Annotated in this window: 26 protein-coding genes and 1 tRNA gene; 7 read left to right on the forward strand and 20 right to left on the reverse strand. The window is 35.0% G+C overall.

Annotation, left to right across the window (positions count from 1 at the left end):
- Positions 1–17: 17 nt before the first annotated feature.
- The 6 genes from gshA to O5637_RS06565 form a co-directional block, all read right to left on the reverse strand.
- Positions 18–1163, reverse strand: coding sequence for a glutamate--cysteine ligase (gshA, locus tag O5637_RS06540; protein ID WP_269603570.1), 1146 nt, complete (start codon positions 1161–1163; stop codon positions 18–20).
- A complete protein-coding gene (locus O5637_RS06545; RefSeq protein WP_269603572.1) occupies positions 1160–2680 on the reverse strand; it encodes an anthranilate synthase component I family protein in 1521 nt (506 codons plus the stop codon). Before O5637_RS06545 ends, gshA begins: the two co-directional genes overlap by 4 nt.
- A 61-nt stretch (positions 2681–2741) precedes the next feature.
- Positions 2742–3167 (reverse strand): photosystem I reaction center subunit II, encoded by a 426-nt coding sequence (gene psaD, locus O5637_RS06550; RefSeq protein ID WP_269603573.1) that lies wholly within the window; start codon positions 3165–3167, stop codon positions 2742–2744.
- Between the two features lie 96 nt (positions 3168–3263).
- Positions 3264–4655 (reverse strand): sensor histidine kinase, encoded by a 1392-nt coding sequence (locus O5637_RS06555; protein WP_269603575.1) that lies wholly within the window; start codon positions 4653–4655, stop codon positions 3264–3266.
- A 434-nt stretch (positions 4656–5089) separates the two neighbouring features.
- Entirely contained in the window at positions 5090–6364 is a 1275-nt protein-coding gene (gene rodA, locus O5637_RS06560; RefSeq protein ID WP_269606940.1) for a rod shape-determining protein RodA, read from the reverse strand.
- A gap of 9 nt (positions 6365–6373) precedes the next feature.
- On the reverse strand, positions 6374–7465 hold the full coding sequence (locus O5637_RS06565; RefSeq protein WP_269603576.1) for an Mrp/NBP35 family ATP-binding protein: 1092 nt from the start codon (positions 7463–7465) through the stop codon (positions 6374–6376).
- A 180-nt stretch (positions 7466–7645) separates the two neighbouring features.
- Between O5637_RS06565 and hemF the strand changes: the two genes are divergently transcribed.
- On the forward strand, positions 7646–8692 hold the full coding sequence (hemF, locus tag O5637_RS06570; RefSeq protein ID WP_269603578.1) for an oxygen-dependent coproporphyrinogen oxidase: 1047 nt from the start codon (positions 7646–7648) through the stop codon (positions 8690–8692).
- 11 nt (positions 8693–8703) lie between these two features.
- On the opposite strand, the gene O5637_RS06575 is transcribed toward hemF, so the two are convergent.
- Both O5637_RS06575 and O5637_RS06580 read right to left on the reverse strand, forming a co-directional pair.
- Positions 8704–9456 carry an N-acetylmuramoyl-L-alanine amidase gene (locus O5637_RS06575; RefSeq protein WP_269603580.1) on the reverse strand — a complete coding sequence of 251 codons (753 nt, stop codon included), beginning with the start codon at positions 9454–9456 and terminating at the stop codon, positions 8704–8706.
- Between the two features lie 12 nt (positions 9457–9468).
- Positions 9469–10026 carry a cofactor assembly of complex C subunit B gene (locus O5637_RS06580; RefSeq protein WP_269603581.1) on the reverse strand — a complete coding sequence of 186 codons (558 nt, stop codon included), beginning with the start codon at positions 10024–10026 and terminating at the stop codon, positions 9469–9471.
- A 187-nt stretch (positions 10027–10213) separates the two neighbouring features.
- On the opposite strand from O5637_RS06580, the gene O5637_RS06585 reads away from it, so the two are divergent.
- Positions 10214–10858 carry a ribonuclease D gene (locus O5637_RS06585; protein ID WP_269603583.1) on the forward strand — a complete coding sequence of 215 codons (645 nt, stop codon included), beginning with the start codon at positions 10214–10216 and terminating at the stop codon, positions 10856–10858.
- Positions 10859–10879: 21 nt separating this feature from the next.
- On the opposite strand, the gene O5637_RS06590 is transcribed toward O5637_RS06585, so the two are convergent.
- Together O5637_RS06590 and O5637_RS06595 are read right to left on the reverse strand one after the other, a co-directional pair.
- Positions 10880–11149, reverse strand: coding sequence for a hypothetical protein (locus tag O5637_RS06590; RefSeq protein WP_269603585.1), 270 nt, complete (start codon positions 11147–11149; stop codon positions 10880–10882).
- A 57-nt stretch (positions 11150–11206) separates the two neighbouring features.
- Positions 11207–12427, reverse strand: a complete 1221-nt coding sequence (locus tag O5637_RS06595; protein ID WP_269603586.1) for a lipid-A-disaccharide synthase-related protein — start codon at positions 12425–12427, stop codon at positions 11207–11209.
- 57 nt (positions 12428–12484) lie between these two features.
- Between O5637_RS06595 and O5637_RS06600 the strand changes: the two genes are divergently transcribed.
- Positions 12485–12555, forward strand: a tRNA-Cys gene (locus O5637_RS06600).
- A gap of 341 nt (positions 12556–12896) precedes the next feature.
- Complete coding sequence (locus O5637_RS06605) at positions 12897–13328, forward strand: hypothetical protein (RefSeq protein WP_269603588.1); 432 nt, start codon at positions 12897–12899, stop codon at positions 13326–13328.
- Between the two features lie 13 nt (positions 13329–13341).
- Here the strand turns inward: O5637_RS06605 and O5637_RS06610 are convergent, their stop codons facing one another.
- A complete protein-coding gene (locus O5637_RS06610) occupies positions 13342–13521 on the reverse strand; it encodes a hypothetical protein (protein WP_269603590.1) in 180 nt (59 codons plus the stop codon).
- A gap of 50 nt (positions 13522–13571) precedes the next feature.
- Here O5637_RS06610 and O5637_RS06615 point away from each other — a divergent pair, with 50 nt between their 5' ends.
- Positions 13572–14543: an aldo/keto reductase gene (locus O5637_RS06615; protein ID WP_269603592.1), complete on the forward strand. Its 972-nt coding sequence runs from the start codon at positions 13572–13574 to the stop codon at positions 14541–14543.
- Positions 14544–14550: 7 nt separating this feature from the next.
- On the opposite strand, the gene O5637_RS06620 is transcribed toward O5637_RS06615, so the two are convergent.
- Together O5637_RS06620 and purM are read right to left on the reverse strand one after the other, a co-directional pair.
- Positions 14551–15183: a histidine phosphotransferase gene (locus tag O5637_RS06620; protein ID WP_269603594.1), complete on the reverse strand. Its 633-nt coding sequence runs from the start codon at positions 15181–15183 to the stop codon at positions 14551–14553.
- A gap of 162 nt (positions 15184–15345) precedes the next feature.
- Positions 15346–16386, reverse strand: coding sequence for a phosphoribosylformylglycinamidine cyclo-ligase (gene purM, locus O5637_RS06625; protein WP_269603596.1), 1041 nt, complete (start codon positions 16384–16386; stop codon positions 15346–15348).
- A 122-nt stretch (positions 16387–16508) separates the two neighbouring features.
- Between purM and O5637_RS06630 the strand changes: the two genes are divergently transcribed.
- Positions 16509–18059, forward strand: a complete 1551-nt coding sequence (locus tag O5637_RS06630; RefSeq protein ID WP_269603598.1) for a bifunctional pantoate--beta-alanine ligase/(d)CMP kinase — start codon at positions 16509–16511, stop codon at positions 18057–18059.
- Here the strand turns inward: O5637_RS06630 and O5637_RS06635 are convergent.
- The 4 genes from O5637_RS06635 to O5637_RS06650 form a co-directional block, all read right to left on the reverse strand.
- On the reverse strand, positions 18049–18522 hold the full coding sequence (locus O5637_RS06635) for a low molecular weight protein-tyrosine-phosphatase (protein WP_269603600.1): 474 nt from the start codon (positions 18520–18522) through the stop codon (positions 18049–18051). The genes O5637_RS06630 and O5637_RS06635 overlap by 11 nt on opposite strands.
- Positions 18523–18540: 18 nt before the next feature.
- Entirely contained in the window at positions 18541–19317 is a 777-nt protein-coding gene (locus tag O5637_RS06640; RefSeq protein WP_269603601.1) for a phycoerythrobilin:ferredoxin oxidoreductase, read from the reverse strand.
- 26 nt (positions 19318–19343) lie between these two features.
- Complete coding sequence (locus tag O5637_RS06645) at positions 19344–20045, reverse strand: 15,16-dihydrobiliverdin:ferredoxin oxidoreductase (protein WP_269603603.1); 702 nt, start codon at positions 20043–20045, stop codon at positions 19344–19346.
- A 159-nt stretch (positions 20046–20204) separates the two neighbouring features.
- A complete protein-coding gene (locus O5637_RS06650) occupies positions 20205–20912 on the reverse strand; it encodes a heme oxygenase (biliverdin-producing) (protein WP_269603605.1) in 708 nt (235 codons plus the stop codon).
- 79 nt (positions 20913–20991) lie between these two features.
- Here O5637_RS06650 and O5637_RS06655 point away from each other — a divergent pair, with 79 nt between their 5' ends.
- Entirely contained in the window at positions 20992–22416 is a 1425-nt protein-coding gene (locus O5637_RS06655) for an NADP-dependent isocitrate dehydrogenase (RefSeq protein ID WP_269603607.1), read from the forward strand.
- A 28-nt stretch (positions 22417–22444) separates the two neighbouring features.
- Here O5637_RS06655 and O5637_RS06660 read toward each other — a convergent pair whose 3' ends face one another.
- From O5637_RS06660 to O5637_RS06670, 3 genes are all read right to left on the reverse strand, one after another.
- A complete protein-coding gene (locus O5637_RS06660) occupies positions 22445–23797 on the reverse strand; it encodes a four-carbon acid sugar kinase family protein (RefSeq protein ID WP_269603609.1) in 1353 nt (450 codons plus the stop codon).
- A gap of 33 nt (positions 23798–23830) precedes the next feature.
- Entirely contained in the window at positions 23831–25012 is a 1182-nt protein-coding gene (locus tag O5637_RS06665) for an alpha-hydroxy acid oxidase (protein WP_269603610.1), read from the reverse strand.
- Positions 25013–25160: 148 nt separating this feature from the next.
- Positions 25161–26018, reverse strand: a complete 858-nt coding sequence (locus O5637_RS06670) for a galactose mutarotase (protein WP_269603612.1) — start codon at positions 26016–26018, stop codon at positions 25161–25163.
- Positions 26019–26021 lie beyond the last annotated feature (3 nt).

The raw sequence follows: 26021 nt of genomic DNA on the forward strand, positions 1-26021 counted from the left end.
GAGGCAGTTCTGCCGACTTAGTCACTAGTAGATTGCATCATTTGCATGAAATTGATCTCTTCTCGTTCCATTTCATCAATACCTTTCTGAAGCAAGGACTTAATTGATACTCCCTTGGAATAAGAATGAAGCCATTTCATTGATTGATTTCCATTTGTCAAAACAGCTTCAATAGGTTGAATCAACTCAAACATATCAAGCTCTTTAGCCAAAGGAGTTACATCTAAAAGAAGTTCCTTTATCCAATCACGACAGTTTATTGGTTCCCCATTTTTCCAATGATATAAATTTGCATCAAGGCTAGATTTAGCAGCGATCAAATCATTTTCATCTGCCAATAGAGCCAATTCCTCTTTTGTTTTAGAGCTTGCCTCAATTGGATCAAATTTCTTCATATTGTTTTTTAGATTAATAATTCTGAGCTCAAGTAAAGCGGTAATCGCTAAAAGCAAATCAACATCAGAGACCAAATCACATATCCTTAGCTCTAAGCGATTTAGGATATGAGGCCTTTCTGGACCATTTGGTCTTACTGATGTCCACAAATGTCTTTCGTTTTGCATATTGCCTTGACCTAATTGATCTTCAACCCATCCCACATAATGTGCGTGATCCACAAACAGAGGAACATTCGATGGTGTCTTAGGGAATTGAACCCATCTTTGTGAATGTGCACCCGTTGCATATCCACCCAAGAAAGGAGAACTAGCACTTAATGCAAGAAATAATGATGCCTCACATCTCACCAAGCGAAGAGCCGAAAAAAGTAAGGATAAGTTTTCAATACCTAAATTGATGTGAATACTTGCTGTTACAACATTAGTGCCATAGTTTTTTTCTATAAATGAGTGATAAGAATTTTCTGAATCTGACCTTTCAAAAATTCTAGTATTACCAAGACTAAGTGTGCTTCCTGGAAGGATTGTAAGTTTTTGGCAATCAAGCCATTTCCTAAGTTTTTGTCTTGGTAGTAACAGTGCATGTTTTAAAACAGCGTATCTATGATCAGGAACAGTTATGTACTCCAGATTTCTTTGATCAGGTTCTTTGACGAAGTCTGATAAATCTTGAGTGATAGCAGATGCAATACCTACATTTTTACCATCTTGTGTGCCAGTAAAAAGCTCCACTTCAAACCCCTTTAAAAGCATTAAGTTGGTCATAAATCATGAGGCTCTAGGCAAGCTAAAGCAGTAAACATCCCTTTCGCTTTATTTAAAGTTTCTTGAAACTCATTAGAAGGAATGGAATCCGCAACTACTCCTGCCCCAGCTTGTACTTGAACATTAAAATAATTTTTATTTTGCTTACGCACAATCATTGTTCTGATAGTAATAGCTGTATTCAAAGCTCCATTTAAATCTATAGACCCATAAACGCCGGAATAAGGCCCTCTACGTTGTTTTTCTAATTGATTGATTAGTTGCATTGCTCTTATCTTTGGGGCTCCACTAACTGTTCCAGCGGGGAAAGAGGCAATTAATAAGTCCCAAACATCCTTGTCTTTTTTCAGGGTGCCTTCAACCTCACTGACTATGTGCATCACATGAGAATATTTTTCTATAACCATTAATTCTTTTACAAACACACTCCCTGGGGAACAAACTCTACCTAAGTCATTTCGACCTAAATCTACTAACATTACGTGCTCAGATCTTTCTTTGGGATCTTTTAAAAGATCTTTCTCTAAAGCTGCATCTTCCAAATCATCTTTACCTCTAGGACGTGTACCCGCAATTGGTCTCAAACTTGCTTGAATCCCCTTTCCCGTTAGTTGGGCCTTGACCATTACCTCTGGACTAGAACCAATAAGTTGCCAGTCTCCAAAGTCAAAAAATGCCATAAATGGAGAGGGATTTACCATTCTCAAGCTTCGATATAGTTCAAAAGGTGTTTGCGTAACAGTTGACTCAAGTTTTTGACTAAGAACTAACTGAAAAACATCACCTTCTTTAATAAATTCCTTTGCCACTTCAACACTATTTTCAAATTCAATTTTTGATATATTACTAGTCATATCAAAAGATCTATTCCCTATTTCATTCCACCTTAAAGACTTTATGGGTTTTAAAGGAGAAGCCATTAAATCTTGAAGTCCATTAATTTGTTCACAGGCAATCTCATAAGCTTTTTGAGCAGAGACTCCATCACTCATATTTCCATATGCAACAGCTGTTATTAGACGTTTTACTTGATCAAAAATAAGAATTTTGTCCATAAACATCCAAATACCATCAGGTAAGTCTTGCTCTGATAATTCATAAGTAGGTACTGAAGGCTCAATCCATTGAATTAGCTCGTACCCCCACATTCCAAAAAGTTGTCCTAATTGTGGCAAGCCAGATAAAGAAACAGATTTATAAGGCTCAAGCATATTCCTGAGTATCTCGATTGGATTTCCATGGAACTTTTCTTGTTTTCCATTTCTCCAGCATCTAGTCAATTCATCACCCCTTACTATCACCTTCCAGAGAGGATCTGTTGCCACCACACTCCACCTACCTATAGTTTCTCCTCCTTCTACTGATTCAAGCAATGCTCCTGGAGAGCCATCATTACCAACTTTAAGCCAGGTTGTAAGAGGAGTTTCTAAATCTGCAGGCCAACTTTTTGCCAAGGGAATATAGTTGGCCCCGCTGGAGGCTGATAAAAGAAATTCTTCCTTATCTAAACTAAACATGACTGCATAATGGCAGCCCAATACATAGATTAAAAGGGGTCAAAAGTTGAAATCGAATAACTTATGCATCGTAAGTTTTTTTACCGCTAAATTTCAAACTTGCTGGGTTAGGATTTTCACCAATTCGCCTATTGTTGTAACCCTCTTTAATGCGACCTTCATTAGGTTTCTCAGAGAAAACGCCATCTTTAGGGAAAAGTAATTCTCTATCTCCCCCAGGATAAATTCTATATATTTTACTTGTTTCAATTCTGGGCTTAAAACCCCTCAATTGAGTATTCAAAGCAAAACACTGCTCTTTTCTCGCAAAGTACATGAGATTATCTCCCTCATGCATTACTGCAGCTCCGCCAGTTGGAAGTTCAAAAACCTCAGAAGTTTTACTTGTCCATGTAATTGCATATTTTTCTTCGGTTTCAGCCGAGTTTAATAATCCACCAGTGCTACCAATGTGCTTTGGAAGTGTTCCAGGTAATACTTCAGTCATGCTTTCAATCAAATCGACTTATTCTTTATATTTTTAAATTAGCACTTTATTTTGTGCCTTTTGACTCATTTCACGTCAACTTCACACGCGTCAACATTAACCTTGATGATCAAATTCTTTTAATTCAGAAATTGGAAAAAATATCGTCATTCCACTATCTCGCCTATTAGCAAGACGGCCGCCAAGACTTTTCAAAAGTCTTTGAGTTGCAGCTTGACTAAGCTGCAAATTTCCTGTGTTTGGATTCCAACTAAGTACTGGTCCAATTTCTTCATTGGAAACACTTTCTGAAAGTCCATAATGAGCAGTTGGGGAGAGCTTAGTCAAGATTTGAAGCTTTAATCTCTGTCCAGCTGGCCTTAATTTCAAAGTTAATTCTCCACCCGCTTTTAATCCACGACTATTCCTATCAATAAGACCCGTCAACATTAATTCAAGACCCTCTGCGTCACTCAAAACCTTAGGTAAATCCGGTGTGATATCAAGAATAAGTTTCAAGCCTTTTCGCTCTAGCTGATTGTTCCAGACTGGAGACAAAATGTTCAGCATTTTACCTAAATCAGTTGAAGCTAAATTTGTTTGTTCAGGTTCGCTTCTCTCAAGCTCTACTGCATTAAAAATCAAACCAAAACGATCAATTTGTTCTGTACATTCAATATCTATTTGCTTCAAACGTGTTTCAATGACTTTAGGTAAATCTTTCTTTCTTAGAAGAGATCTAATTAATGTTCTTATTGTCGCCAATGGAGTTCTAATTTCATGAGTTAGGGCTTCTAGCAAGGAAATTTCACTATCTTTTGAACTTAACTTGTGATCATTAATTAAGCTATCGGGCAAAGTATGAATATTTAAACTTGGTGCAATATCTGCGAGACGTTGAGATAGTAAAGGCCAAAATACCTTTGATAAATCATCATTTGTTTTAAGCTGACCCATCTCTCCAAGTGCATTTCGGAGATTATTTGCTTGTTCAACATTTTCAATGTTCAATCTATTATCAAGCATTGTCAAAAGATCACTCAAAGTTTCAGGATCACTTCGCATTAATAATTTCCTGTCCTGAGATTTACCTTCCAGAGCTAATGCAATTTGAATTTCAGGTGTAATAACAATTAGCAGTGGATCATTTCCATCTTCCTGCCAAAGAGTCAGTCGCTCATAGCCTGAAGAATCATTATGGGAATTCATCGAAATTGATTGACTGGGAGGTAACATCCCCATGGAGGGCTTTGTAAGGCTCAGCAAATCCTTTGGCGCCCAAACCCATCCTTGGAATTTCTTGAGTAATTTAGGTTCGTATAATGCCGGCAAAGGCGAAGACAACCACAAACCTCTTGTAAGATTCATTGGTAGCAATATGTCTGACTGAAGAGTATCTAGAGCTGCCCACCACATTCTCCTTACTGCAGACTCACTGAATGTGGCACGAGGGACACCTTGAGCCATTCTTTTTTGCAAATCTTGAATAGTTACTTGAGGAGTGCTCACAAAATCCTCCTAACCTCATTAAAACCTTTAAATCCATTAAGATGATTATATTTTAAAGGATGAAAAAGCATAGAAACTACAGTTGAGACTCATTAAGGTGGCTTAGATGAATATTTAAAACAGATGAATTGAGCATTGTACATTTAAGCTCAATCAATCCATTAAAAAGGCAAATAAAGTCTCTTTGGACAAATCACATAATTCGTCTATCAGTGGACTAGCTAGGAGATTTAAAGCCGGGAAATATAATTCATCCAATAATAATAACTAATCCAATGAAACTCATGTTTAATCTGAAAGTGAGGATTCCTTCCTTTACATAGATGCAAAAACTTAGCCTCAAGATGGTATTCGCCTATTCACCAGAATTAGTTTCAAAGCTCTGCTAAAAGTCAATTAATGCGTTTCAAATACACATAAGCAAAAGTATCTAATCAAAGATTTTTTCTTACTGACTGGCCTCGTCTAGAGACAGATAAACATAAGCCCAGACTTATGAAATTAACAAATAAGGCAGTTCTTCCATAGCTCATAAAAGGTAATGGGATTCCCGTGACAGGTCCTAGGCCAACAGTCATAAATATATTCACCATAATTTGGAAAATAAACATTGAAGCTATTCCAATAACAATCAAAGATTCAAAATCAGTACGCGCCTCAATGGCTATTTTTATTAGTCGAAAAATTAGAATAAAAAATAAAAATAAGACGAATAAAGTTCCTAAGAAACCTGTTTCTTCTCCAAGAGCACTAAAAATGAAATCAGTATGTTGCTCAGGGATGAATTTTAATTTAGTTAATTGGCCTTGCATCAAACCTGAACCCAACAATCCTCCAGATCCAATACCTATTTTGCTTTGAAGCATATGATATCCACCACCTAAAGGATCTTTACTGGGATTAAGGAAAAGAATTAATCGATCTCTTTGATAATCTCTTAAAACATTTTCCCAAAACCAAGGAGATATTTTTGCTATTAAAGAATGAAACAAGACAACAAATAATGTTAGTAACTTTCTTTTATTTGGCAGAGACTTATACGAAATAAACCAAATTATTGGAATCCATATAAAAAGACCGAATTGATATAAATATCCTATTAATCCTGTCACAAAAGTAGCCAAAATAATAAATGCCCACTCATATGGCATTCCTGACCAATACAACATTCCAAGAAGTGTGGCTCCAAACACAAGAGATGTACCAAGATCAGGTTGTAAAAAAACTAAAACCCAAGGCAAGAATGAAACTAATAAGGGTTTAATTAAATGAGATAGCCCAGAAAATGTTTTGCGCTCTAAAATAGAAGCCAAGATAAGTATTAAGGTTAATTTTGCAAATTCAGATGGCTGTATATATAAACCAGCAAAGCTGAGCCATCTTTTTGCACCTAGAGCTGTAGTGCCACTAAAATTTACATATAAAAGTGTTAAAATAGTAAAAGAATATATTGTTATGATATATTTTTTTAAATCTTGCAAAGGAAATTGTGCTAAAAAATAAACAATAAAAGAACCTATATAAGCAATAATTGCATGTTGATACCAATCTGTAATGCCAAGATTTCTTTGAGTACTTGCAATTAATAAGCAAGATAAATGTACTAAAATAATAGGTACAATCCAAATTATTAAATCTACATCTTTCCAAAATTTTTTGTTTCTAACTATTTTTAAATTAGGTATTTTACTGCGACCAAAACTCATAATTACTTTAAATCACTGTTTAACAGATAATGCATTACATAAAGTTCCTGCAAGTTCTAAAAATACTTTTGCTGTTATTGAATCTCGAGATGTATGAACAACTGGTAGATCCTTCCCTGTACCAGAAAAAGTATCAGATTCTATTGGTATCTGAGACAACAAAGGTACATTATTCTCTTTAGCTAATTGATTCCCTCCTCCTGAACCAAAAATCTCATATGATTTTTGTGGTTGATCTGGAGGGATAAAATAAGTCATGTTTTCAATCACTCCGAGTACAGGAATATTCATTTGTTTAAACATTGACAACCCTCTTCTTGAGTCTTGAAGCGATACATTTTGTGGAGTAGTGACTATTATCACACCTGCCATAGGAACTGCCTGCGCCAAAGAAAGTTGGGCATCTCCTGTCCCTGGAGGTAGATCTACTATTAAAAAATCACGTTCACCCCAAGAAGCTTGATATAAAAATTGTCGAATAATTCCATTAAGCATTGGCCCCCGCCAAATGACTGGCTGATTTTGATCAATTAATAATCCCATTGAAACCATTCCGATCCCACATGTCTCAATGGGAATAATCTTTTGCTCTGCGCCCGAGCCACTGACTTCTGGAGTTATTTCGCTAACGCCAAGCATATAAGGCGTATTGGGTCCATAGATATCAGCATCAAGCAAGCCAACCTTAAAACCCTTTTGACTAAGGGCACAAGCCAAATTCACGGCAACAGTACTTTTACCGACACCACCTTTACCGCTACTTATGGCGATAACATTTTTCACTTTTGGTATTGGAGTTAATCCCTGAGATTGACCACCATGTCCGGCTTGACCAATAGGAGAAGGAGACTCCTCAGATGGAGATGCATCTCCTATCTCAATTTGTACTTCTTCTACATCTTCCAAAGACTTAATGCTTTCCCTAATATCATTTGCTATTTGACTTCTTTGAGCTAACGCAAAATTAGGGAGAGTCAGTCTTACAACAATTTTCGGTGGCTTTACTGAAACTATTTCCAGCCATCCAAGTTCAACAATAGATCGTTTACTTCCGACATCTTTGACTGAATCAAATGCTTTTAAAACCTTCTCGTTGGTTTTCATTCTTAGTTTCTATTACATTTGATGATAGTAAAAAAATCGACCTATATTGCACCTCTTTATCCAATAATATTGCCTTTATTCATAAGTAAAAAACATTCGCAATACAAACTTTTCCAATATTGGTGTGAAATTTGCATCATTTGAAAGTATTTTTTTAAAGAAAGCAAAATACAATTAATTTTGTCCTCCTTAAAAGATCAAGCCAATTTACCGGCAAAAAACTCAAGAGATCGAGCCAAAAAGCTTGTTTTAGGGCTTCAAGATGAAATTTGTGCTGGTTTGGAGACTATCGATGGAGAAGGCAAATTCCTAGAAGAATCTTGGGAGAGACCAGAGGGTGGTGGTGGACGCTCAAGAGTCTTGAAAAATGGAAAAATCTTTGAACAGGGAGGGGTTAATTTCTCTGAAGTGCATGGCAATGAACTTCCACCATCAATCATTAGCCAACGTCCAGAAGCTAAAGGTCACTCTTGGTTTGCGACAGGCACCTCAATGGTTCTGCACCCCAAAAGTCCCTATATACCAACTGTTCATCTTAATTACAGATATTTCGAAGCAGGTCCTGTTTGGTGGTTTGGGGGAGGAGCTGATTTAACACCATTCTATCCATATCTATCTGACACGCGTCACTTTCACTCATGCCATAAAGCTGCATGTGACACAATCAACAAAGATCTTCATAAGGTTTTTAAACCTTGGTGTGACGAATATTTCTTTCTAAAACATAGAAATGAGACAAGAGGAGTTGGAGGTATTTTTTATGACTATCAAGATGGAACCGGCTTACTTTATAAAGGTCAAAATCCCAACGGGAACGCCTCTAGAATCTCAAAAGAGCTAGGGAAATATTCTTTGAATTGGGAAAATCTTTTTTCACTTGCCAAAGCATGCGGGCAGGCATTTCTGCCCTCCTATGAGCCAATAATCAAAAAGCGAAAAAATCAAAGCTTTTCAACAAAAGAAAGAGACTTTCAACTTTATAGGAGAGGTAGATATGCTGAGTTCAATTTGGTATGGGATAGAGGCACCATTTTTGGATTACAAACGAATGGAAGAACAGAGTCAATATTGATGTCATTACCGCCCTTAGCAAGATGGGAGTATGGCTATAAGCCAGAAAAAAATTCACGTGAGGCGCTTCTAACAGATTTATTTACTAAGCCTCAAGATTGGTTTACAGATAAATCTCTGGAAGAGAGATGTTTAACTCATCAAGCATTGGATTAGATACTACACTTCTAAATTATTCCATTTAAAAAAGCCTGAACTATTTCATTAGCAAGGAGTTTTATTGTTTTTTTTCGTGTTTTTAAATTTCTGAGGTTTTGTTCTAGCAAGCCCTCTAATTTCCCAATTTCAAGAATCCTTATTTGCCTTCTTGGAGCACCTAAACCTCCTCTAAATGAAACAGGAAACCTTCCAAATGTTCTTGCGATTGACTCGTCTATTTTATTTGGCATCTCAGAAAAGGGAGGGATTAAGCCTGAACCAACTCCATACTTACCATATGCATCAAAATGAATTTCAAGCGCATAACCACCGCGTTTGGAAAATCTCCTACCTACTGACCAATTCGTTCTTGGATCGTTAGCATCATCTATATTTCTTATTTTTGGGTCATACGCTCTAATATTCAAACCTTTCTTTTTGCCAAGGTTAACAATTGATTCTTGTAATTTTAAATTCCAAAAAAGTTCATCACTAATTTCAGGATGCATTGGATTCAAACCAAACTTATCAACAGCTTCGCCAGGTGTACCAGCACCAGCCAAGCCCTGAGAATCAGCATGGCCAGCTAATATTAAAATAGGGATATTTTTATCTACATCTCTACTGCCAATCCAGGTTGCAGGAAGATTTGAACTTTCACCAATGATTAGTTCAAAATCTTCAGTATAATTAAAATTCCTGGTATAATAAAGTTGAGAAAAAGTAAAAAAAATAATTAAAAATACTATTAATTTTAAATTATTTAATACTTTATTTTTCACCTCAAATACTAATTAAATAGGGGAAGAAAGTAGAGAGTTTTCACTACTGAGTTCAAGACTTTCAGATAATTCCAACTGAATTGCTATCAGCTCATCACGATGAGCTTTAATTCGTAAAATACTGTTATCAGATAGATCTGAACTTAACAACTTAACTTCTAATGATTCCTCTCGTTTGGATTTGACACGATAAATAATTCCAGCTAGAGGTGCACCAATTGCAGCCAGCAGTAAAGGCCACCAACTTAAAGAGGGATAAAGCTGAATCAGCACAAGACCTAAACAGGCCGAGCCCAGTCCTCCTAAGCAGGATAAAAAGATCACCAAAAAAGTACTAGAAGCAACATTTCCATTAAAGATCAACAATTTCTCTTCAGCATTACCTCCATTTTTCTTCCAACCACGTTCTTCCAACCACAAACTAACGCCTTGCAAAACCTCAAGAGGAGGCAAAGGAGACTGAACATCTACAACTGTTGTACGGTCCTTACTTGCAGCTCGCAAAAAAAACCCCAAACCTATCGCCAATAGGATAGTTAGAAATAATGTTGAGGAGAATGCAGATTGCATCTCAAAAATACGATCTCTTTTATCTTAATTGTTCTGGGAAACATATCTACAAAAGTGAGCTAAAAAAAATCAAAAGACATGAGTAAAGATAAAACCGATGAATTTCATAAGTATTTTTCATCATTTGAGGTATTAGAATTAAATCATAAAGAAATAACTGATTAATCAAATTCCCATTAAATTTGTTATGACAAAAAAACTTGGTAAACCATCTACTTTCAAGATCTTTAATAAAGACATCGATAATGAAACTGAAATTGCTTTAAGCTCATCTATGGCTTTAGCAATTGATACCGAAGCCATGGGATTAATACATGGTAGAGACAGGCTATGTTTAATACAAATATGTGATGAATTTGATAATGTTATTTGTATTCGTACAGAACGAAATCAACATTCAGCACCACACTTAAAATCTATTCTTGAGAAAAACACAATTGAAAAAGTCTTTCATTTTGCAAGATTTGATGTTGCTGCTTTAGCAAGTAATCTAAATATCTATGTTAATCCAATTTTTTGTACAAAAATCGCAAGTAAAATAGGAAGAACTTACAGTCCAAGACATGGTTTGAAAGAAGTAATTATGGAAACTGTTGGAGTGGAATTAGATAAACAAGCTCAAAGCAGTGACTGGGGAAAAGTTGGTGATTTAACTCAAAAACAACTTATCTATGCAGCAAATGACGTTAGATATTTACTAGGAGCAAAATACAAGCTTGAAGAGATGTTGAAACGTGAAGAAAGATGGGAATTAGCCAAAAAATGTTTCCAATGCGTACCTGTTTTGTCCGAGCTTGATAGAAGAAGATTTTCCAATATTTTTGATCATTAATTTTTTCAACCTACAGATCTATTAATCCTCAAGCATAAAATTCTCCTCTTCTTTTAGAGCCTTTAATAATTGATCAAAAGATGCAGAGGCCGATACAATTTGTTTTTTATCCTCATTTAAAGTTTGCTCAAGGATCTTTTGGGCAATTTCCTTTCTAGATTGCAAATCTTTTTTTCCTTCTTTAGCTGCCGCGACCTCTACTTTTCGTCGAGCAGCTGAAATACTAATACTTAAAGAAGATGCTAACTGAGCACAAATTTTAAGATAATGATGATCTTCAATTAGTGGCATATGCAGAAGCTTGAATAGAAAATCTTCAAAAAAAATCTTCTACTAGATTACACCGCACTATAAACCCTTGGACAAGTGATTCGAAATACTAAGGGCTATAGCCTGACTTCCACCCTCAGGACCCATTCTTTTAGACCCTCTTAAGCCAATAATCTCTCTATCAAAATCAGAATTCAGTAAAAAGACCACTTGTTTTGCGAGAGTTTCATAACCCTTAGCAATAGCTACAGTACCTCCTAATAAACGACTTTGACGCTTAGCAAAATTAAAATTAAATTGATGCCCTTTCCCTGGCAAGGACACGCATGGGATACCTAAACCTACTAACTGTTCTGTAGCTGTGCCTGCATTAGCTACTCCTACTTCTCCCCACTTAGCCCAACAAGAAAATTGGTTAAAGCCTATCATTATGAGTAATGAGTTTTTTTTCCATATTCCCGAAATCCCATTTTCAACTGTTGACTGATAAGTAGGTTTAAAACCTAAGTCCATCATTATTAATTCTATTTTTTTTCGCATTGCAGAAGAACTTAAAGGCACAAATACTGCAATGGGAGATGAAATTTGAATAAACTGGATTGCAATTAAAAGTTTTTTAAAATTCTGATACGCCTCAGGCAAACGACTTCCACATAACAAAATCAAACGTCTATATTTTTTAAAGTCATTTGGACATTCACTCTTAGAAATTCCATCCATCATTGGGTTACCCGGAGACAGTGCCTTTACACCATGATTTCTCAAACCTCGAGCGGTGATTTTATCTCTTACTGCAACCATCTTGCATCGAGTAGATCGCATCAACCAAAATTCCCATGGATCCCACTCAGTTCCTTTCAAGCGATGGTAACAATCACTTAAGGCGTATCTTGGCCCACTCGCCCATGTGTAATCACTTTTGGGAGTGCCAATAAAAAAATAATTTGCACCACTAGCCCATGCAAAAAGAAGAGGTAATAAATCTCCAACTGCAACGATAATTCTTCCATTTTTGGCTGATCCATGAATCAAAGTCCATTGTCTCCAAAGACTGCCTAACAATCCAGCTTTTAAATCTAAAAACAAGCCACTAAAACTCTGATTACTAAATCCCCCACTTGGCAAAAATGTTGAAGTACCAATCTTGGAAAGCCAGCCATTTTTTACAAGCTTTGAAAATGCTTTTCCGTCTCCAACCATCGGGAGAACCTCATGGGAGATATCTGGATTAATTTCATGGAGAGCTTCGATAACCCTGCAAGCAATCGTGTCTTCTCCATGTCCATTACAAAGAAACAAAAGATTTTGTTCGGTTTGACTGATACGATTTGAATTGGAAATGAAAATTTCATTTTCGGCGGCATGGCCAAGTGGTAAGGCAGAGGATTGCAAATCCTTTATCCCCAGTTCGAATCTGGGTGCCGCCTTAATTATTATTAGTTTAATTTTCCTGAGGAAGCCTTCCAGCACTATGCTCCATGTGTAGCGAGTAGCAAGTTTCAAGAAGTTTCAGAAATTAATAAATTGATTTTGGTAGTAGATCTAAATATTGATCATATATCCATTCTTACAGTTAGCCTCTAAAAGAACCACTAGCGAAAATCTTGTGGGTAATCAGGCTGACAAATATTTACATCTTATTATCACTACTTGATTGAACATTTTTTGTCCATGTTTTTAAGGTTTTTTTTCATTACAATTAAATAGAATAATTAACATAGAAACATTATTCATAGATTAATATTAATCAGATTAACCAATAAGAACAGTGTCTGATCAAATTGAATTCAGTTCTTTTTATAAATTATTAAATTCAATTAAGGAAGGTGAATCTAAACAAATATCTTTACTCGATGAAAAAATCAATGAATTCAAAAATGGTAATAACTCGAAAAGTTTTCTGGATGAATTAGGATCTCTTTATCTCTCTATAGGAATTACCGAATTATATAATTTTACTAATACAACAGATCTCCAAGAAATCGGGATAATAGATAAAGAAGGATGGGAAAATTTATCTTCTAAAAATCAACAAGAATTACCTGTATACCTAGCAAATAAAATGATTGAGTACATTAAAGAACATAAAAAAGTAAAGGAAATGTCTAATAAGTGGAATATTAAAGAGGGTGAAATAAGAAAGCATATAACTAAAATGGCAAGATACATAACTGAAGGAATTATTGATGTAATTGAATAGTGTTAAATTCAGATTAATAATCATTATCTGCGACACAAATACCTAGACATCTTATTCCATTACTAGAAGTTCTTCCACAATGATTACATAGAACTTTTTCTTTTTGATCTTTACTTCCATTGTCTTTGAGACTTTCTTCATTATTATTTTTTTTTTCAAAAAAAGAATCTTGAAAACTATTTAATTTATTCATGTAAGATAATGATATTAGTTTTCTTTAGTTGAAATAACATAAATGAAATCATGACTAAGAGGAAAATTGGGATTGGTTTTGGGACTTGGGCCTGGGGAAATAAGCTTGTTTGGGGCTACGAAGCTAAAACAGATGATATTTTACTTAAAAAAACTTTTTTTGATGCAATAGATAGGGGATTAGATTTTGTTGACAGTGCAGATTCATATGGCACTGGGATTTTATTTGGGCAAAGCGAAAAGCTAATTGGCGATTTCCTGGAGGAGTTACCCAAGAGAAAGCTTAAAGAAATTACTATTGCTACAAAGCTAGCACCCTTTCCATGGAGAATTGGTCGCAATGGACTAAATAAAGCTTTTCAAGAAAGCAATCAGCGATTAAAAGGGAATATGACAAGAGTACAGCTTCATTGGAGTACTTATCGTTATGCACCTTGGCAAGAAGAGCAGTTGCTATATGGCCTAGGAGATTTATACGAAAAAGGTTTAATTAAAGAAATCGGGCTCTCTAATATTGGTCCAAAAAGACTAAATTTTTTATATCAAAAAATGAAAGAAAGAGGAATTAAGATTAATAGTATACAAATTCAACTTTCGTTACTATCCAAACCATCTTTAAAAGATGAAGAGATCAAAAATATATGTGATGAGAATGAAATTGAATATTTAGCTTATAGTCCATTAGGGCTGGGAATCCTAACAATTCCACCAAATAAATCTCCCAGACCTAGCACATTCATACGACAAAAGTTATTCCAAAGAATACTTCCAAAAACTATAGAATTGAGAACATTAATAGCTAATATTGGTAAAAAATATTCAGCATCTCAAGCACAAGTTGCTTTGAATTGGGTAAGGTCTCATGGAGCCAAACCAATAGTCGGAATTCGTACTCCATTTCAAGCTAAAGATGCAAGTTCCGCACTTAAATGGTCCTTAACTAAAAGTGAAAAAGAAAGTCTTGATTTTTACAGGACTAAATGTCTAGAAAATATGCCTCAAAACCCTTTCACTAGTCCCTAATAAACATTCAAGTATCTGGGCTGACAATAACCTTCATTGAATCTGAGGGAGTAGGAAGACTAATCACTTTAGCTGGTGGGATGGGCTGTGAATTTGTGCTTTTTTCAATTATTTCTTTTTCAGGCTCATTATCCTCTTTAGCACAAGCTTCTAATGCTTCTCTCAACAACGAGTCAAAAGTTGCACCTGGCAATCTATGCCTAGCCACCTCAAGGAATGTGAGTGGTAAAGACTCGGATGCCGCATCTTTTAATGCAGGATTATTTTTTCTATGCTCTTGTTCGTCCTGAATGGCTCGTATAAATCTGAGAGTGACTTCATGCTTAGTCGACGCTTTAATCAACGTGTCATTGTCTCTTTGCCCATTAGTTGCTTCTTGTTCTAGATCATTAATTCTACTCTCCAAACTTGTAAGCACTTCATCAGCTTCTTTACCAATATGAGAAAGTTGTCCATCAGATAAGTTTGGTAAATCAGCTACATACACTTTCCCATGATCTCTAAGAGTTAAAAAAGTTGGTCTTGGACCACCATTTTGTCGCATACCCGAATCTGCTTGGCCACCTAAAGGCCTCTTAGGAGGTGTTGGACCTGCAGAACTTCTCCTGCGCGTTAGACGCTGTTGATTTTCAAAAGGCATAGAGCTAATTAAGATCTAACTTCGCATTACCCGAACTAATATCCGGCTTGCGTTTTCTTATATCTTACTGTTTTTTTTCCGTTATAGAAAATCTTTTTTAACCTTCATTTGATTTCGTGAAAAAACTGTACTAGAGGTTTTGATAAAACTACGCTTAAAACATTACCTAGGTATTCCTAAAATATCGATATGCTTTGAATTATTTTGACTTTCGACAACTTGTCCTATATTCCAAGCCTCAAAATCATTTTGAATACATATTTCTAAAGCAGAATTCACTGCATTTTTTGGAACAATTAGACAAAACCCTATCCCCATATTGAAAGTATTCCAAAGATCAATTTCAGGAATATCACCTGCGTTTTGTAACCAATTAAAGATTTCAGATATTTCCCAGCTAGTTATATCTATATATGGTAGTAATCCAGAGGGGAAGATTCTAGGAAGATTCTCTGGTAAACCTCCACCTGTTATATGCGTCATTCCATGAATGGATAAATTTTCTCTCAACAATTTGTCTACAATTTGAAAATAAATTGCGGTTGGTTCTAGCAAAGATTTAATCAAGTTCCTTTGATTTTTCCCATAAAGAGTATTTTCGTCCACATTCGCAATGGAAAGGACTTTACGAACAAGACTAAAACCATTGCTATGAACACCATTACTTTTTATCCCTATAATCTGATCATCACAATCAATTTTCGTGCCGTCTATTAAGTGACGATGTTCAACGATCCCCACACAAAAACCTGCTAGGTCATATCTTCCACTGGGATAAAAACCTGGCATTTCAGCAGTTTCTCCTCCCAAAAGAGAACAATCCGATTGACCACAGCCTGCTGCAATCCCCTCTATCACTTCAGCCAAAGCATCAGGAGTCAAAGTTCCGCTTGCTATGTAATCAAGAAAAAATAAGGGTCGAGCGCCATTAGTTATTACATCATTAACGCACATTGCAACCAGATCTATTCCAACTCCAAAATGACAACCAAATTTTTGAGCCAATTCTAATTTTGTACCAACACCATCCGTCCCGGATACCAAGACAGGACTTTCATAGCCTTTTGGAATTCTTATACATCCTCCAAAACCTCCTAACCCGCCGATGACCTCACTTTTATGAGTTTTTTCAACGCATGATTTAATTCTCTCCACAAAGGCTCTTCCAGCAGTAACATCAACTCCCGCAGTTTTGTAATCCATCAGTAAAAAGCTTTCTTATTAAAAGATATGAACCCTAATATGAAATCCATATGGGATCAGTATGCAATCAACTTATTTCATTTCAATCATAAGTTGATCAAATTAATTTATTTACCAACATAGTGGTACAAAAAATCTTCCAAACTAATGCTGAATTAAAAGATTGGCTTAGTAAACAAAATTCAGCAATAATTTTCATTCCTACGATGGGAGGAATTCATCCTGGCCATCAATATTTAATTGAGAGAGCAAAAGAAAGAAAAACAAAAAGAAACCAAATAATACTTGTAAGTATTTTTGTAAATCCATTGCAATTTGGAAAAGATGAAGACTTCAAACAATATCCCAGAAATATAAGCAAAGATGCTGAATTAGCTTTTAATGCCGGAGCAGATGCAATTTGGGCTCCAGATTATTTTGAAGTTTTTCCTGGAGGAGAAAATTCACATTTTAAAATTCAAGTTCCGCAAACATTGCATAATCAATTATGCGGTATAAAGAGAGCAGGGCATTTTGATGGAGTAGCAACAGTTATTATTCGTCTCGTCAGAATTATCAGACCAGATAAACTAATCCTAGGAGAAAAAGATTGGCAACAATTGATTATTATTAGAAAGCTGTTTCAAGAACTATCCATACCTATAAAAATTGAATCCTATGCCACACAAAGAGACCAAAGTGGATTTGCCTATAGTTCAAGGAATTCTTATCTGAGCGATTCAGAAAGAGTAAGTGCTCAATCATTACCTAGTGCACTCAAAGAAGCAAAAACAGAATTTGAGAAAGAGAAAGTAATCAATCTAACAAAAATAGCTTCTATACTTAAAGAAAAAAATTTAAAAATTGAATATCTTAAAGTCGTAGATCCATTTTCATTAAAAGAAACAGAAAATATAAATAACCTGTGCCTTTTAGCAGCATCAGTAAAATGCGGTTCTACTAGGCTAATCGATCACACTTTTCTTATGCAACGAAAACCAATAATTGCGATTGATGGTCCAGCAGGTGCAGGAAAAAGCACAGTAACTAAAGAATTTGCCAAACAACTTGGTTTTCTTTATTTAGATACCGGCGCAATGTATAGAGCGGTGACTTGGTTAATAATAAGCAATTCGATTGATCCAAATGATCAATCGGCAATCAAAAATATCTTGAAAGATTCAAAATTAGAATTTCAAAACTCAAGCTTTGTTGAGCAAAAAATATTAATAAATAATATTGACGTAACAGATAAGATACGATCACCACAAGTGACTTCAATGGTTTCTGAAATTGCAAAACAACAATATGTAAGAGATTTACTCACAAAACAACAACAGGGATTTGGGGAGGATGGAGGTTTAGTTGCAGAAGGAAGAGATATAGGCTCAGCTGTCTTTCCAGATGCAGATGTAAAAATTTTTCTTACTGCTTCTCCCACAGAAAGAGCAAAAAGAAGAGCACTTGACTTACAGAAAAGAGGTTATAAATTCTCCAGCATTGAAGATCTTGAACAAGAAATTAAAGAAAGAGATAAAAAAGATAGTGAAAGGGAAATAGCTCCTTTAAAAAAAGCTCAAGATGCAATAGAACTTTTAACAGATGGAATGAATATTGAAGATGTATTAAAAGAACTGATTTATATTTTCAGATCAAAGATTCCAGAAGAAGTCTGGCCAACTCCTAATCCATGAGACTATCTATGAATCCATCCATAGCATCATCAAGTAAATCTATAACCTTATCGAAGCCATTTTGACCGCCATAATAAGGATCAGGGACTTCTTCTAATTGAGAGTTTTTTGAGTAACTTAGAATAAGTTTGATTTTAGAATTTACAGTATTCTTATGATCTTTAATTAATAATCTAACAGCGTCAAGATTATCATGATCCATAACCAAGATATGATCAAATTCATATAAATCATTTTCTTCGATTTTTCTCGATCTACTGGTCAGTTCTATACCTCTTGATAATGCTGTTTCACGCATGCGTGGATCTGCAAGATTCCCAACATGCCAACCACCAGTTCCTGCAGAATCGACCACAAAAAGTTTTTCTAGATCTCTCTCTTTAATTTTTTGCTTAAAGACGGCTTCAGCTGCAGGAGAACGGCAAATGTTGCCTAAACAAACAAAGAGAATTTTCTTTACCATATTCTTTATTTATCAACTTTATTGTAAGTCAAAAAGAATATTATTTATATAATTTTCAGTCCATTCATCACCAAAGAAGCCTCTTAACATTCCTCTTGCAGGATCTTTTTCAGCTCGATATCGCATATATTTTTTCTGACCATTTAAAACCTTTGAAGATCTTTCTAATGACATGCTTTTTGCATTAGCAGTTAAATCCAAGAAAAAATTCAAATACTCATCAAAAGCTGGTTTAATTATCTTACTAATTAATTGATCACCCTCGGCTCCTATGGGAATTCTAGACCAAAGAAAGCCTGGAGAAAAATATTGTCTAGCCTCCAATGGAATATCTCCTCCTGAAGGAATTTTCGATTGCCAATTAGAATGAATAGATTTTAACTTTCCTAAAAAATATTTAGTATGAACTGTATCATCTTTTAATGCAGGTTGAAGATCTAAAGCAATAAGATGTCCATTTGGAAGTGTTACAAAATCGGCTCCAAAAAAAGGCAAGTCATAATTATTGAAAGGTGAGATTACCAAATTCATGACAGAAGTTATTTCTCCAGCTTGAAGACAAGCGCATCTAGCCTGTCGTATTTTTTCTGTCTTTAGACCCCATGTTTCCAAAACAACTTTTTTAGGATTAGAACTTGAGCCAAAGAATGATTCTCTAAAAAGAAAATCATTATTTATTGGATAAGGTCTAGGTTCAAAAATAGAAAGCTTCTTAATAGTTTCATCTAAGAAAGAAGCCCAACGCCAATTACTTATTGAAATAGGCTCAAGACTATTATTTCGGTTACTTTGCATTTAAAAATAAAATGAATAATTGATTTTTATAGGCTTAGAGGAAATAAAAACTCATTCATATATTTATCTGACCATTCTTTACCAAAAAAACCAGAAAATAAACCATGAGCTGGATCTTTTTCAGCGCTATATTTATTATAATCTATATGCAATAAGCTGACCTCTTGAGATTTAATATAATTTTCATTAACTTTAGATAAATCAAGATTTAACCAATAATATTTAAGAAAAGAGCTAAAAACATTTGGTAAAATATTTACCGCTTCAAAATTACCACCTTTGCAAAATAGAGCCCATGGAGAAAAGTACTTGCTTGGATCATATATATTACTTTTTATATCAGAATTAAACTCATTAAAAGATTGTTTTAGGCTTTTTAAGCCATCAAAGTATCTATCAAAATATTCTTTATCTTGAACAAGAGGCTGGAAATCAAGAATAGCAACTAGCTTTTCTTTTTTCTCAAACCACAAAAGATCAATACCCATAATTGGCATATCATTTTGATCATGAGGATAAGCAACTGAATTTAATACTTGAAGACGCTCTCCTGCGTCCAATCTGGTCACTCTCCACCTGCGAAATCCAGGGACGTCCCATAACCAGCTATTCAGTTTATAATTGCCTTTTGTAGAAACGCGTTCACAAAATTCATCTGGAACAATCAACTTCTTACCGCCATGATCAAGAATATTTTTAGTTAACTCACTTAAAAGATCGTCAAACATCTACATTCATCTCCTTAGAGGTGTTAATAATTTGCTCTCCATTAAAGTGATTAAATCAGTTAAAAAGAATAAATACAAAACTTTTGTACTATTCTAAGATACATCTTAATAGATACTGAATATAAAGAAAGAAATAGTCTTGAGAAAATATTAATTTCATTACTCGGTACTACCTTTTCGCTTTTTATTTGCAAAAAATCTAAATAAAACTTTTCCTATAGCAGCAATTAAATTTCCTTCCAATTCATTAAAAATATCCATATTGTATTTAAAAGATCTATTAGCTTCTTCAATAATTGAATCTGCTATCTTTTGATCAATCGGAAGATTATCTAAGGTATTTCGATATTTGATTTTAAATTCCTTTTCATCTCTAATTTCCTCAAAAATATAAAAGCTAAGTCCCTTATCACCAGGTAGATTCATGGCTTTTTTAGTGATGGTTTTCAACAGCTGCCCCCCAGACAAGTCACCTATATATCTGCTGTAATGATGTCCAATTAAAAGTTCAGGATTATCTTTAGCAATTTCTCTAATTCTTGCTTCATATGCAACAGCTGGCTTAGAGGGCTTTACCAATTCAGACCACTCACTACCAAAGTAGAACGAAAGATCTTGTTCCAATTTTTCCTTACGAAAAAGCTCTTTAAATCCAATTGGAGAAATTATCGGATGAGAATTTTCACAAAGTTTTTCTATCTCTTCCTCCATCGCAGAGTAAACAAAATATAAATCAGCTAATAAATTTCTGTATGAGGCCTTATCAACTACTCCCTTGAGAAAACAACTGATAAAACCTGTATTTTCAGCCATCGTATGAGACTTTTTAGTCCCTTCACGAAGTTGCCTAGCCAAGGCTACTGCCATGAGTTCAAAATCATTTAATCAAAACTTACCACTTAGGCATAAGCTCAACACTAGATCTATTAATCGTTGAATAAAAATTATGGCAAATTTTGAAAAGCTCATTGCTCCATCAGAAGGCCAAAGAATTACTTTTGTTGATGGAAACCCAGTAGTCCCAGACCATCCAATTATTCCATTTATCAGAGGTGATGGAACAGGAATAGATATTTGGCCTGCTACACAATTAGTAATCGATAAAGCTATTGAAAAAGCTTATGGAAGAAAGAGATCCATAGAATGGTTCAAAATCTATGCAGGTGATGAAGCTTGCGACTTATATGGAACTTATCAATACTTACCAAACGACACTCTTGAGGCGATACGAACTTACGGTATAGCAATCAAAGGACCTTTAACAACGCCTGTGGGTGGAGGGATTAGATCTTTAAACGTATCTCTAAGACAGATTTTTGATTTATATTCATGCGTTAGACCATGCAAATATTACGAAGGGACCCCAAGCCCTCATAAAAAGCCGCAAGATTTAGATGTAATTGTTTATCGAGAAAATACTGAAGATATTTATATGGGCATTGAATGGGAATCTGATGATCCCGAATGCATCAAATTGATTGATCAACTCAATAATACAATAATTCCAGCCAGCCAAAAGCTAAAAAACAGGAAAATTCCTAACGGAGCAGGAATAGGAATTAAACCCGTTAGCAAAAGTGGTAGTCAAAGACATATCAGGCGAGCAATTAAACATGCACTAACCCTTGAGGGGAGCAAAAGACATGTGACCTTAGTTCATAAGGGAAATATCATGAAATTTACTGAAGGAGCTTTCAGAGATTGGGGATACGAATTAGCAACCACAGAATTTAGGAATGAATGCGTAACCGAGAGAGAAAGTTGGATTTTAGATAACTTAGAAAAAAATCCTCGCATCTCCTATGAGGAGAATGCTGAGTTAATTGATCCAGGTTATTCATCTTTAACAGAAGAGAAAAAGAAAGCTATTTGCGATGAAGTTTGCTCAGTTATTTCAAGCATTGGAAGTACTCATGGAGATGGAAAATGGAAGGTCATGGTGATGGTTGATGACCGAATAGCAGACAGTATTTTCCAACAAATTCAAACTCGTCCTCAAGAGTATTCCATACTTGCAACTCTTAATCTTAATGGTGATTACATATCAGATGCGGCAGCAGCAATTGTTGGTGGACTGGGGATGGCACCAGGAGCAAACATTGGAGATAAGGCGGCTATTTTCGAAGCCACCCATGGAACAGCTCCAAAACATGCAGGCTTGGACAGAATCAATCCAGGTTCAGTAATACTTAGTGGAGTAATGATGCTGGAATATTTAGGTTGGAGTGAGGCAGCAAAATTAATTACAAACGGATTGAGCAAATCTATTTCAGATAAACAAGTGACTTACGATCTGGCACGATTAATGGAACCGCGCGTAGCGCCTCTTAGTTGTAGTGATTTTGCTAAATCAATTATTGAAAGATTTTAATTAAATATTGTTTAGTATATTTCAACAATTAGAAAATTGACTCCATCAATCTAAATGCTTCGAGAAGTGTTTTCTCATTGCCTAAATTACCTGGGAAAGTAACTACTGGTAAATCATATTGATCAGAATTACTTGTTACTATTGACAATCCTGTTAGTATTTGGCCCTTTAAATCAACTTGATTAAAATTCAACCCCTTTTGAAGCAAGATTTGTGTTGTAATACCTCCTTTACTAATAATATAACCAAACTTACGATTTATTTTTCCAACTAGAATTGCCATAAACTCAGCAAGTTCCAGTCCAAAATTCATTCTTATAGAATCAGAATGAAACTTCATTTCTTCTCGAGTAGTATATAAAACCGGTACTTTTTTCATATACAAAATTTCATCTATTCTCGATAATAAAATTTCCTCCAGATCTAAGATTTCCTCTTGACAATCTTCTAAAGCAAAAATATCAGCCAATTTATAGACTGGTATTTCCAAACCTTCACAGGAATTATCTTTCAATAAAACCTCTAATTGATCTGTCGCTAATTTCACATGGGAGCCAACCATTATCAAACCTGGCTTATATTCAAACTGATTATTTTTCGATTTTAAAGATACTAAATTTGCAGTATCTTGAGGGTTAGGTGGTAATTCAGATAAAGAATTTATAAAGCTTGCTGCTGTTCTAAAAAGAAATCTTTTTTCTTTAGAAACTACTTTAATCGCCCTAACTAGTGTTTCTAAGTGATGCGGTAATTTAGCATCCACAACTACTGAAATATTATTTTCTAATTTATACAAAAAGCTTAAAAGAGATTTAAAGCAATCTTCATTATTATAAGCCATATCTAATTGTTTAATTTCAACGTGCAAGATATTATCCGCCTGTATCTTTCCAAAACTTTTTTCTTCAATCCATTTAGCTAAATCACTAGTAGAAAATCCAAAAATATTATCACGACCAAAATCCGTCTTATGAACTGGTATTCCATTTAAATAATGAATACCGTTTTCAGTTGTTCTTCCACCTTCCAAAAAAGCTGGGATATGAAATGTTGCATTAAATGGTCCTAATTCTTCCGCAATAATTTCAGGTTCCAAAACACCGTGACCACGTAAAGTTGAATCACCTCTACTAATATAAAAGTAATCATCTTTGGAATATCCTTTCCTTAAAAAAAACTTCTTAATAGATGAGCATATTTCTCTTGTTCTCTTAACAGCCAAAACAGAAGATAAAGATCTTGTATTAGCAAGTATAAATATTAAAGGCGAAGATTTTGTAAATGCTTTCTCAAGAGTTTTTTCATCCCAATTTAATAATAATGGGCATCCATAAACCGTTTGAGATCCTGTGGGATCATCATCAAAAATAATTATTTTCATAAAAAATTAATCTATTGTTTAATCAATGATTTATTAGAATCTTTCCCAACTTTCAGGAACTTGAATATAAGACTTATTTAAATCAGCAACGGACCCACAACCTAATAGTTTCATAGTTCTCACTATATCTGTTTGAAGAATTTCTATAGCTCTAGCGACGCCTTTCCCTCCTGCAGCAGCAAGTCCATACGCATAAGCTCTACCTATCAAAACTCCTTTCGCACCAAGACATAATACTTTTACTACATCACTACCCCTGCGAATACCTCCATCTAGCAACACATCTATTTTCTCATCAACTGCAGCTAAAATTTCGGGCAAAACACGGATCGTGGGAGCCACACTATCAAGTTGCCTGGCTCCATGATTAGAAATAACAATCGCATCAGCACCTAGCTCTGCCGCTTTTTTTGCGTCATCACCAATATGTATACCCTTAACAATAATTTTCCCACCCCATGCTTTCCGTATCCATTGAAGATCCTCCCAAGTAACAACTGATTGTTCTAAAGCAGGACCAATTGCCGTGTATCCCATAGGGCCATCATCAAGTTGAACATTTGGAAAACTCATTAAGCCTCCATCACTTAACCATTGAGTCATCCAGCATGGTTTAACTAATATTTGAGGAATATAAGGAAGCATTTCAAAAGGGTTCATCGATAAAAGCTGTTGGGTTCCTGATCGCATATCTCTTTCCCTCAAACCAGATACGGGCGTATCAATAGTTACAACTATTGCTGAAAATCCTGCTTCTTTAGCTCTAGCAATTGTTTTTAACGCGACTTCTTTACCACCTAGTAAATAAAGCTGATACCAAGCTGGCCCGTTTGTAGCCGCTTTAACATCTTCTAACAAACAACCTGAGAGAGTAGACAAAGTATATCCAGTTCCTGCTTTACCTGCCTCTCTAGCCGCAACTACTTCTCCTTGGGGATAGAACATTCTGCTACTTCCTACCGGTCCCAACAAAAAAGGAAGTTGGAATTTCTGATCTAAAACAGATATTCCAAGATCACACGATGGAACAGAAACTGCACATCTCGGTCTAAATAAAATTTCATTATACGCGTTGCAATTTTGTGAAAGTGTTTGTTCTCTATCTGCACCACTATCTATATAGTTAAAAACCATTGCCGGTAGACGATTTTTAGCTCTAGACCTGAGGTCCTCAATATTAAGTACGCCTGGAGAGGAAACATCTGCTCCTAACATTATTCATCACAAATTCATGAATGATGAATCTATAATATATTGATCATAGATGCAAAAACGAACAAAATATTGAAATATTTGTCATAACAAAAAATTATAAATTAAAATTTAATTAGTGACAAATTATACTACTCAAAAACGCAAATAACTAAAAAGAATCATGCTTAAAAGTTGTAAATAATTCTATATATTCGTCTGGTTTAATTTCAAGTTTTCTATCTCCAGTCACCAATGAATCCCTTGGGCCAGTCCAAGGCTCAAGACAAACCATTTCCCTAGGTGGATCAGTCCATATTACATTTGTATCCATTGGCTCTTGCTGAATTAATTCAATTACGTGTCTAGATACACAATCGAAAATTTTAACCGAATTAGAAGGATAAGACAGGAAATCAACTCCTTTATCTAAAATTCTTATTTGGTCAGAGGCATTAGTAACTTTCATATTTGTCTGATCAATACATTTTTCAGGCAACCCATCTATCTTTACTTTTTGCAAATTTGAAACCTGAAAATATGGATGCAGACCAAAACTGAAAGGCATAGATTCTTGACCCTGATTATAAATCTTGACGGATAGATGAAGACTTTTTTCTTTCAAGTAAACATCCATTAATAGGGTAAAAAAGAAAGGGAAACAAGAGCGCGAATCTTTTGTATCAACTAGCTTTAACCTGATTCCTAATTTATCTTTTAATAAATCAATTGACCAAGGCAAATCTCTTGCGAAACCGTGCTGTTTTAAACAATGCTTATTACCACCTATGAAATAACTCTCAGATAAATCACCGCATATAGGGAAAAGGATAGGTATTCCACCTCTGACGCTTTTGTCTTCATCTAGGAAACGCTCTAAATCAAAATACAAAAGGTCTTTACCTTCACTTCGCCATTCACTAATCAATCCTCCTCTTTCAGGGACAATTCTTATTAATGAATCGTATTCAGTATTTGAATATTCCCAATGAGGATAAGGACTTGTCTTCTTCGTAAAACTGAAGGGCATTGG

This window comes from Prochlorococcus marinus str. MIT 0917, assembly GCF_027359575.1.
Classification (GTDB): Bacteria; Cyanobacteriota; Cyanobacteriia; order PCC-6307; family Cyanobiaceae; genus Prochlorococcus_B; species Prochlorococcus_B marinus_D.